This is a genomic window from Ruegeria sp. N11 (assembly GCF_056531525.1).
The window spans coordinates 1-8,762 of the sequence record NZ_JBQFLX010000044.1; the positions used below are offsets into that span (position 1 = coordinate 1).

General features: G+C 54.9%; 7 protein-coding genes. 6 read left to right on the forward strand and 1 reads right to left on the reverse strand.

Annotated elements, in window-relative coordinates; all coding sequences use genetic code 11:
- The first annotated feature begins 614 nt into the window (after positions 1-614).
- The 6 genes from ACR0J8_RS23535 to urtE all read left to right on the forward strand — a co-directional run bounded on the left by ACR0J8_RS23535 (position 615) and on the right by urtE (position 7,338).
- Entirely contained in the window at positions 615-1,055 is a 441-nt protein-coding gene (locus ACR0J8_RS23535) for a hypothetical protein (RefSeq protein ID WP_480892675.1), read from the forward strand.
- Positions 1,056-1,342: 287 nt separating this feature from the next.
- The gene (gene urtA, locus ACR0J8_RS23540; protein ID WP_170612198.1) at positions 1,343-2,617 is read left to right on the forward strand and encodes an urea ABC transporter substrate-binding protein; all 1,275 of its coding nucleotides are present in this window, start codon (positions 1,343-1,345) and stop codon (positions 2,615-2,617) included.
- Between the two features lie 67 nt (positions 2,618-2,684).
- Positions 2,685-4,640 carry an urea ABC transporter permease subunit UrtB gene (gene urtB, locus ACR0J8_RS23545; RefSeq protein WP_480892678.1) on the forward strand — a complete coding sequence of 652 codons (1,956 nt, stop codon included), beginning with the start codon at positions 2,685-2,687 and terminating at the stop codon, positions 4,638-4,640.
- 10 nt (positions 4,641-4,650) lie between these two features.
- The gene (urtC, locus tag ACR0J8_RS23550; RefSeq protein WP_480491775.1) at positions 4,651-5,904 is read left to right on the forward strand and encodes an urea ABC transporter permease subunit UrtC; all 1,254 of its coding nucleotides are present in this window, start codon (positions 4,651-4,653) and stop codon (positions 5,902-5,904) included.
- Positions 5,901-6,641: an urea ABC transporter ATP-binding protein UrtD gene (urtD, locus tag ACR0J8_RS23555; protein ID WP_170612202.1), complete on the forward strand. Its 741-nt coding sequence runs from the start codon at positions 5,901-5,903 to the stop codon at positions 6,639-6,641. The genes urtC and urtD overlap by 4 nt, the downstream gene beginning before the upstream one ends.
- On the forward strand, positions 6,631-7,338 hold the full coding sequence (urtE, locus tag ACR0J8_RS23560) for an urea ABC transporter ATP-binding subunit UrtE (RefSeq protein WP_170612204.1): 708 nt from the start codon (positions 6,631-6,633) through the stop codon (positions 7,336-7,338). The genes urtD and urtE overlap by 11 nt, the downstream gene beginning before the upstream one ends.
- 807 nt (positions 7,339-8,145) lie before the next feature.
- On the opposite strand, the gene ACR0J8_RS23565 is transcribed toward urtE, so the two are convergent.
- Positions 8,146-8,664: an NAD(P)-dependent oxidoreductase gene (locus tag ACR0J8_RS23565; RefSeq protein WP_480892682.1), complete on the reverse strand. Its 519-nt coding sequence runs from the start codon at positions 8,662-8,664 to the stop codon at positions 8,146-8,148.
- Positions 8,665-8,762: the final 98 nt, after the last annotated feature.

Here is an 8,762-nt window from a genome sequence, read left to right on the forward strand (position 1 = left end):
AACGCATCTTCATCCGAATACCGCTTCCGAGCCATCCATCATCCCTTCCGTGACACCAAAATAGTGGCACAGTTTTACGGGGCTAAGACATTTCAACCTCCACCCGTTGCTTGGGTGGACCACCAACTCCTCAAGAACTTGATTTCTGGTCGGGTTGCGTCAGAACTACAATTCAAGTTTGGTCGTGGTCATTTCGCTAAAGTTTGCAAAGTCTGCTTACTGCGCGTTGGCGACCTTGGTACAGACCGCAGCAATGGTACGTTTGGGGCTCGGTGCGGTCTTTCGCTACGATCTGTCTGAGGGACCGCTATGCGGACAAAGCCGTTGTTTGCTACACTGCAGCACGTTTGGTTTGAGTGAACGACTGCTTGAGCGGCCTCAATCTTGGTCTTGGGTAGCGGATCGAGAGTTTCAAGCGGGTCTCAGTTCAGACATTGAAACTTCCAACTAATGCGACGCTTTAGCTATTTGAAGCCGATAGTGAGCGTCAGTTCGGCCTCTTCAGAAGTTTGGTGCGAGCTTGGCCTTATATTGCGGAACCGGTGTGATAAATCAAATCTGAGCTCGAAAAAGGCGGGGTATTTTATTTCAAGTAAGCCCTAAACTGAACACAGTTGATTTCAGAGTGCTGCCTTGACGGGCGCACTTCCATTGACGATGGTAATTTTATGAGCACTTTGAGAACGTTTTTGCTTTCAAATCTGTGCATCCTGGCGTCTTCTGGATTGCTCTATGCAGAAAGTGGGATCGTAAAGTCCTTTGCAGGTTGTGCAGGGCGCTTCTCGGCTGAAATGGAACATGCGTGGCTTTTGAACGATGCCAAAGCTCAGGACTATGAACTGCGGCGCGGCGGGTTTGTGTCTCTGCTGGAAGCGACAACCACAGCAGAAAATGCCGAATTTGTCCTAAGCCACAGGGTGAATTCCAAACACGCGCATGCACGTCTGCTGCAAACCGCGACCTTTGGTTCAGACGAAACGAAGGCAAATGTGGCGCGCCGTACTGCCAAGCAGTATTTGGATCAGTGTAACTTGTTGATCCTTGGCGGTGCATAAGAGCCGCTTCGCTGCGCTGCCGCATTATTAAGCGGGGCATGCTGCGCTGCCGCAAGATTAGGCAATACCCTCAATCTGTCCAGGAACTCGGGTCATGAGACTCTGAGTGCTGCGGAGAACTGTCCTAGCACTATGGAGTGCCGCAAGACGGCTTGGAACATGTGCGAAGGTGCCCGGCCCAGGAAACCTGAAGACGCCCTCGCACACCGCAATTATGCGTGGGGGGTATATGGGACGTTTCGGCGCCCCGAACAACCCTGCTGCGCGTCGCATAAAAGGAAATGCTGATGCACACCAAACTTCTCACCACAACCGCCGCAGTCCTGTTGGCCAGTTCATTGCCTGCACTGGCCGATTGCCCGATCAAGGTTGGCGTCCTTCATTCGTTGTCCGGCACCATGGCCATTTCGGAAACCACGCTGAAAGACACGATGGAAATGCTGGTCGAACAGCAAAACGAAGCCGGTGGTCTTCTGGGGTGCGAGCTTGAAGCTGTCGTTGTAGATCCGGCCTCGGACTGGCCGCTTTTTGCCGAAAAGGCGCGTGAGTTGCTGACAGTGCACGAAGTTGACGTGATCTTTGGCAACTGGACATCGGTTTCCCGCAAATCCGTCCTGCCGGTGATCGAAGAACTGAACGGCCTGCTGTTCTATCCGGTTCAGTACGAGGGCGAAGAGAGCTCGAAAAACGTATTCTACACAGGCGCTGCGCCGAACCAGCAGGCGATCCCAGCCACGGATTACTTCCTGGATGAGCTGGGAGTTGAGAAATTTGCGCTGCTGGGAACCGACTACGTCTATCCGCGGACCACGAACAATATCCTTGAAAGCTACCTGAAGCAGAAGGGCATCGCGGAAGAGGACATTTTCGTCAACTACACGCCGTTCGGACATTCGGACTGGTCCAAGATCGTGGCCGACGTGGTCGCGCTTGGTGCGGATGGCAAGAAAGTCGGCGTGATTTCGACCATCAATGGCGACGCGAACGTCGGCTTCTATAAGGAACTTGCGGCCGCGGGCATCTCGGCTGATGACATTCCGGTTGTCGCCTTCTCGGTCGGTGAGGAAGAGTTGGCCGGTCTGGATACCACCAACCTCGTCGGTCACCTGGCGGCCTGGAACTATTTCCAGTCGGCCGAAAGCGATGCGAACGAAGCATGGGTCGAAGCTTGGAAAGCCCGAATGGGTGAGGACCGTGTGACCAATGACCCGATGGAGGCCCACTATATCGGCTTCAACATGTGGGTGAACGCGGCGACGGCTGCCGACACCACCGATGTGGACGCTGTTCGGACCGCCATGTACGGTCAGGAATTCCCGAACCTGACAGGCGGCACCGCTGTGATGCTGCCCAACCACCATCTGGCCAAGCCGGTCCTGATCGGTGAAATCCAGGAAGACGGTCAGTTCGACATCATCAGCCAGACCGAAGAAGTTCCGGGCGATGCCTGGACCGACTATCTGCCTGAGTCCGCTGTTCTCGTGTCGGATTGGAAAGAGCTGGGTTGCGGGATGTACAACACCGAAACCGAGAGCTGCGTACAGATCAAGTCCAACTACTAAGGTCTTAACCTGAATTCCTCGGGGCGCGCGAGTTGTGCCCCGAGGCTCAATACAAAGGTCTTCCTAAATGACGCTTCCGTTCAGGCGGGCAGTGCTTGCCCTGCTGGTCCTTGTGGCCCCTACCCTTTTGCAAGCGCAATCCGCAGACGCCCCGGTGCAGCAGATATTGCAGTCCCACGCGGAGGTGATTCAGAAATCCTCTCGCAAGACGATTGGCCCTGCGATCGACGCGCTGGCGCAAAGTGGGCTGCCGGAAGCGCAGACCGTTCTGGAGCGTTGGCAGGCCAAGGACATGTGGTTCAACAAAGAAACCGGTCTTTTTGTCTTTGCCTCAAAGGCTGACGGTGGGTTGCAGATCTTCGATGTATCTGACGGGGCCGAGATCGGGGTTGTCGAGAAAAAGAAATACAAACAACTCAAGCCCAATTCTGGCATTCGCGGGTTGATCGCGTCTGCTCTGGTGCAGTTTCAGCTGAACGACCCCAATCCAAGGACACGCGTCGCTGCTTTGACAGCGATTGAGCGAGACGCCGAAGCGTCGCACCTGTCTGCCCTGCGGGGTTCCATCGAGGCTGAACAAGACGCAGACCTCACGGCGCGCAAAGACCGGTTGGAACGCTTGCTCACCATTCGCTTTGATGAGGATGAGGCCGCGAGGCTTGCTGCAATCGACAGCTTTGCCGGCGATCTGGGTGTTGATGTCAGGGCAACGCTCAATCCTTTGGTTTCATCCGAAATCAAGGCCGCAGATGAAATCCCGGACGGTGCGGTTGGCATTGAGGTCGGATCAGACGAGTTGACGCAGGACCAAGCCTATAACCTTCTTGTCGCAAACGGGTTGGCCCCGGAACCGGTGGATGCCGCAGCGGTAAAGCAAACCCTGATCGCCAACATAAACGGCGATACCGTTGCGGGTGTGCAAGTGGCGAGCCTTGACGAGGACGCCGCCCGAGAGGCCGCGTATCAGGTGTTGGCCCAGCAAGGTTTGGCGGCCCCTCTGGTGACACAGGAAGATATTGCCGAAGCCGTTCAAAAGCATAAGTTTTTCAAGGTGTACGTGTCGGCCCCCCTTCCCATTGCCCTTGCTGCGCAGGCGGCTTTGGACAACATCGAAACGCAGGTTGCATTGAACCAGACAGCGGATCTGGTGTTGGACGCGCTGTCTCTGGCCTCGATCTATTTCCTCGCTGCACTCGGTCTTGCGATCACCTTCGGGGTCATGGGCGTGATTAATATGGCGCATGGTGAATTCATTATGATGGGCGCCTACACCGGCTATGTGGTGCAGTTGTTCATTCCTGACCTGACTCTTTCGATCCTTGTGGCTATTCCATGCGCGTTTCTCGTGACCTTCGGGGCCGGAGTTCTGCTGGAGCGGCTCGTCATTCGGTGGTTGTACCACCGCCCGCTAGAGACGTTGCTGGCAACCTTCGGTGTTTCCATTGCCTTGCAGCAACTGGCCAAAAATATATTTGGCACGCAGGCGCGTCCTCTGACTGCGCCGGCATGGTTGGATGGGTCGATGGTTCTGAACGACATCGTGTCGATCAGCTACATTCGCATTGCGATCTTCGTTCTGGCACTGCTGTTTCTGGCGCTGTTCCTTATTGTCATGAACCGAACCCGGCTGGGGCTTGAGGTGCGGGCTGTGACCCAGAACCCGCGCATGGCGTCCTCGATGGGCATCAACCCGGACCGGATCAACATGCTGACGTTCGGTCTGGGTTCGGGCATTGCTGGCATCGCCGGCGTGGCCATCGGGCTTTACGCCAAAGTCACGTCCGAGATGGGCTCTGACTACATTGTACAGAGCTTTATGACGGTGGTCGTCGGCGGCGTTGGCAACATCTGGGGCACGTTGCTGGGCGCGACGATGGTCGGAACGCTGCAAAAGGGGATTGAGTGGTTCAACCCCTCCAATACGCTGGCTGCGCAGACCTACATGATCCTTTTCATCATCCTGTTCATTCAATTCCGACCGCGCGGCATCATCGCGCTAAAAGGTCGGGCGGCGGAAGCGTGATATGGTTGACATGACTTCTACAGCCGAGCCGATACGCAAGCCGCTGGTTCTGCGTTATCCCTCTGTCGCGATCTTTCTGATCATCCTGTCCCTGTTTACGGCGATCATCACCGTTTTGGGCGAAGGGTTTGGCATCGGGCTGATTTCCACCAGCTTTATAAAAGCCTTGGGCAAGACGCTGTGCCTGTGTCTTGCTGCGCTGGCAATGGATCTGGTGTGGGGATACACAGGTATCCTGTCGCTGGGGCACATGGCGTTCTTTGGCATTGGCGGCTATGCCATCGGCATGTGGCTGATGTACGCCCGTACCGAGATAATCGTGGTCGACAGCCTCGCGGCCTCTGCCTTGCCGCCGACGGTTCAGGAAATCTCGGATGGCATTGCCACTCAGATTTTCGGCGTTGTCGGCGCATCCGAGTTCCCCCCAATCTGGGCTTTCGCACATTCCCTACCGCTGCAACTGGCTGCCGTCGTGTTGGTGCCCGGTCTGCTGGCCCTTATCTTTGGGTGGCTGGCGTTTCGCAGTCGGGTGACCGGGGTTTACCTGTCTATCCTGACGCAGGCGATGACGCTGGCGCTGTCTCTGTACCTATTCCAGAACGACAGCGGGTTGCGCGGGAACAATGGTTTGTCCGGGCTGCAGAACCTGCCGGGACTGGACTCGGTGCCGCAATCAACAGTTTCGATCCTGTTCTTCTGGGCGTCCGCCTTGGCGCTTGGCCTTGGCTACCTTGTCTGCGCATCGGTGGTGTCCGGCAAATTTGGATCGGTCATTCGCGCCATCCGAGACGACGAAAGCCGCGTTCGGTTCCTTGGATACTCGGTCGAGGCCTACAAGCTTTTCATCTTTACCTTCACCGCCGTGATTTGTGGTATCGCGGGCGCTTTGTACTATCCACAGGCGGGCATCATTAACCCGGCCGAGATTGCGCCCATTGCGTCAATTTATCTGGCCGTTTGGGTGGCAATCGGCGGGCGCGGACGGCTGTACGGAGCGGTGATCGGTGCGGCCTTTGTCTCGTTGCTGTCGACATGGTTCACGGGCGGGCAAGCCCCTGATATCTCGCTTAGGTTCTACACGATCCAATGGGTCGACTGGTGGACCATCCTGCTTGGGTTCTCATTTGTTGCGGTCACGCTGTTCGCGCCGCGCGGCATAGGGGGACTGATCGACAAGCTTACAGAGCGCCGCGCGCCGGATCGACATGGGGCCGACCTAGGACCAGACCTTGGATCGCTGCGCGAAAAGGAGGCGAATGAATGAGCACGCTTCTCGAAGTCTCTGGCGTTTCCGTGTCCTTTGACGGCTTCAAGGCGATCAACAACCTGACATTCCAAATCGGCCCGGCCGAAATGCGCGCCGTCATCGGCCCGAACGGGGCGGGCAAGACGACGTTCATGGACATCATCACGGGCAAGACCAAGCCGGATGATGGTCATGTTCTTTGGGGTGAAAAATCGGTTTCACTACTTTCGATGAGCGAAAGTCAGATCGCGCAGGCCGGAGTGGGGCGAAAGTTCCAGCGACCGACTGTGTTCGAAGACCAAAGCGTCCGAGAAAACCTGATGCTTGCTTTGAAAAACAAACGCGGGCCGTTGGCTGTACTGCGGTTCCGGGCGCGTCAGGAAGATCATGAGAGAGTCGCAACGCTGGCCGAGGAAATCGGACTGCAGAGCGCCTTGGACCGCAAGGCAAGTGAACTTAGCCACGGGCAAAAGCAATGGCTCGAGATCGGGATGCTGCTGGCTCAGGACCCGCAATTGCTGCTGGTCGATGAGCCTGCGGCGGGGATGACCCCGGCAGAGCGCAAGCATACGACCGACATTCTTGTCGAAGCGGCCAAAACCCGGGCCGTCGTCGTTGTCGAACACGATATGGAGTTTGTCCGTCGCTTGAACTGCAAAGTCACCGTGCTGCACGATGGATCGGTTCTGGCCGAAGGATCGTTGGACCATGTCACCCGGAACGAAAAAGTAATCGAGGTTTATCTTGGCCGCTGACCTTCTGAACATCTCCGATCTGACCCTGCACTATGGCGGCAGCCTGATCTTGCACGCCGTCGACATTACCGCGCGTCAGGGTCAGGTGACCTGCGTGATGGGGACAAATGGCGTTGGAAAAACAAGTCTTTTGAAAGCGATATCCGGCACGCATCCCCGCAGCGGTGGCGACTATGTGCTGAACGGCAAAAAAATCGGCAATGTCACTTCCTTTGAGCTTGCCAGAAAAGGAGTGGCTTACGTTCCGCAAGGGCGCGAGATCTTTCCGTTTTTAACGGTTCGCGAAAACCTCGAAATCGGCTTCGCCTGCCTGCCCCGCAGCGATCACGCGATCCCCAGCTATATCTTCGAGCTTTTTCCGGTCTTAAAAGAGTTCCTTTCTCGGCGCGGGGGCGACTTATCTGGTGGTCAACAGCAACAGCTTGCAATTGCGCGCGCGTTGATCACGAAGCCAAAGATACTGCTTTTGGACGAACCGACCGAAGGTATTCAACCAAACATTATCAAACAGATCGGGGAAGTCGTCGGCCTGCTACGCGATCAAGGGGAAATGGCTATAGTCTTGGTCGAGCAGTTTTTTGAGTTTGCTTATTCGTTAGGCGATGAATTCTTGGTTCTCGAGCGAGGCACCCCTCATCTACGCGGCTCCAAATGCCAAATTGGCAAAGAACAACTAAGGTCCGCGGTGTCTGTTTAACGGCACTGTAGTGGTTCCCTTCTGCTCTGCCATACCTGACGCACCGCATTTAACACTTCGGACTTATGCATATACCTTCTCGTAGCTCACTTAGCTGCATAGAATGCCGATTACTTGCAGTTTTTTGTATTCCGATGTTCGTGGATCAGGGGCATTTTAGGCTCAACTTGGTCATCTGACCATTTTTCTCAGATGACAGCTTATGAGAGGAAAGAAGACACATAAGGCTGTGGCAGTGCGGGTTAGGGCCTGCCTCTGCCGTCCCAATACTCTTTATCAGGCTCTTGATATCCAGCTCCTTCATGGCTGCACACCCTCACGACAATGATTATGAAGAGTGCCATCAGGATTGCTCTGGCACTTGGAGTTTGGAGCAAGTATTTCATTATTCTTTTTTATTGTTGAGTGAGTGACTTGGCAAAGAAGTCCCGCGCCTTTTCATTCAGCGCCAGTTGAGCTCAACTAACCGGCAGCAGGCCGCATTGTGAAGCGGTTCGGAGGAGGTCAATTGATTGGTTTTTGCTCTGAGCGCCAACAGTTCGTGAGCATCCGTGAATTGAGTTATCCGGATTTCAACGTAACACACGACAACCACTCTGTAAATTTAACGACGTCAGAGGTAGTAGCGCGGTTTTACGAAGGATTTGATGTTAAGAAGGAAATGACGCAGGATGAAACTTTCTATTCAAACGCCAAGGAAAAAACTTCTCAGTTCTAATCCTCATCATGATTGGCGGTATTACCTGAAATCCTTGTGCCCGTGTCTTAAAGAGTTCGCATTTAACTGCTTGTGCAATGCGACCAGAATTACGCCTTGGATACGCCGTTTCTCGCAGCTACGAAATCCACAAGGTGAGGAACGTAGTCGTTCGGCCCGTCACCTCCAGCGGCGAGCGCCATTGCAAAACTGTTTTTTGCGGCGTTTCCGATTGGATTGGACAGCCCCACTTCATCTGCCATGGCTTCGAGGTAACGCAAATCTTTCAGAGCATTGGATAAAGTGAATTTGTGGGAGTCTCGATTGCCTTCAATGGCGTACCCCATGAAGGTTTGATAAAACCCGCAATCCATCCTGCTGCCACGAATGACCGAGTCGAATTCCTTGGTGGATATTCCGACTTTTTCGGACAGTGCCAACGCTTCCGAATAGAGCGCCGCGTATCCCAGTGAAAGAAAGTTATTCAGAAGCTTCATTTTATGCCCTGCAGCACATGGGCCGATGTGAACGATGGTCTTTGCCCAAGCTGCGATAACAGGCTTCAAACGCTCAAAAACAACTGGGTCGGCGCCGACCATGGTCGCCAGCTCTCCGTTCTGTGCCTGCACGGGTGTCCTGTCTAGCCCCCTCGTTCGGCACCACTAAATTGAGGTTTCTCTAATAAGGTTTCAGGCACAGGTGGGCGCATGTTCAGAGCATGATGTGG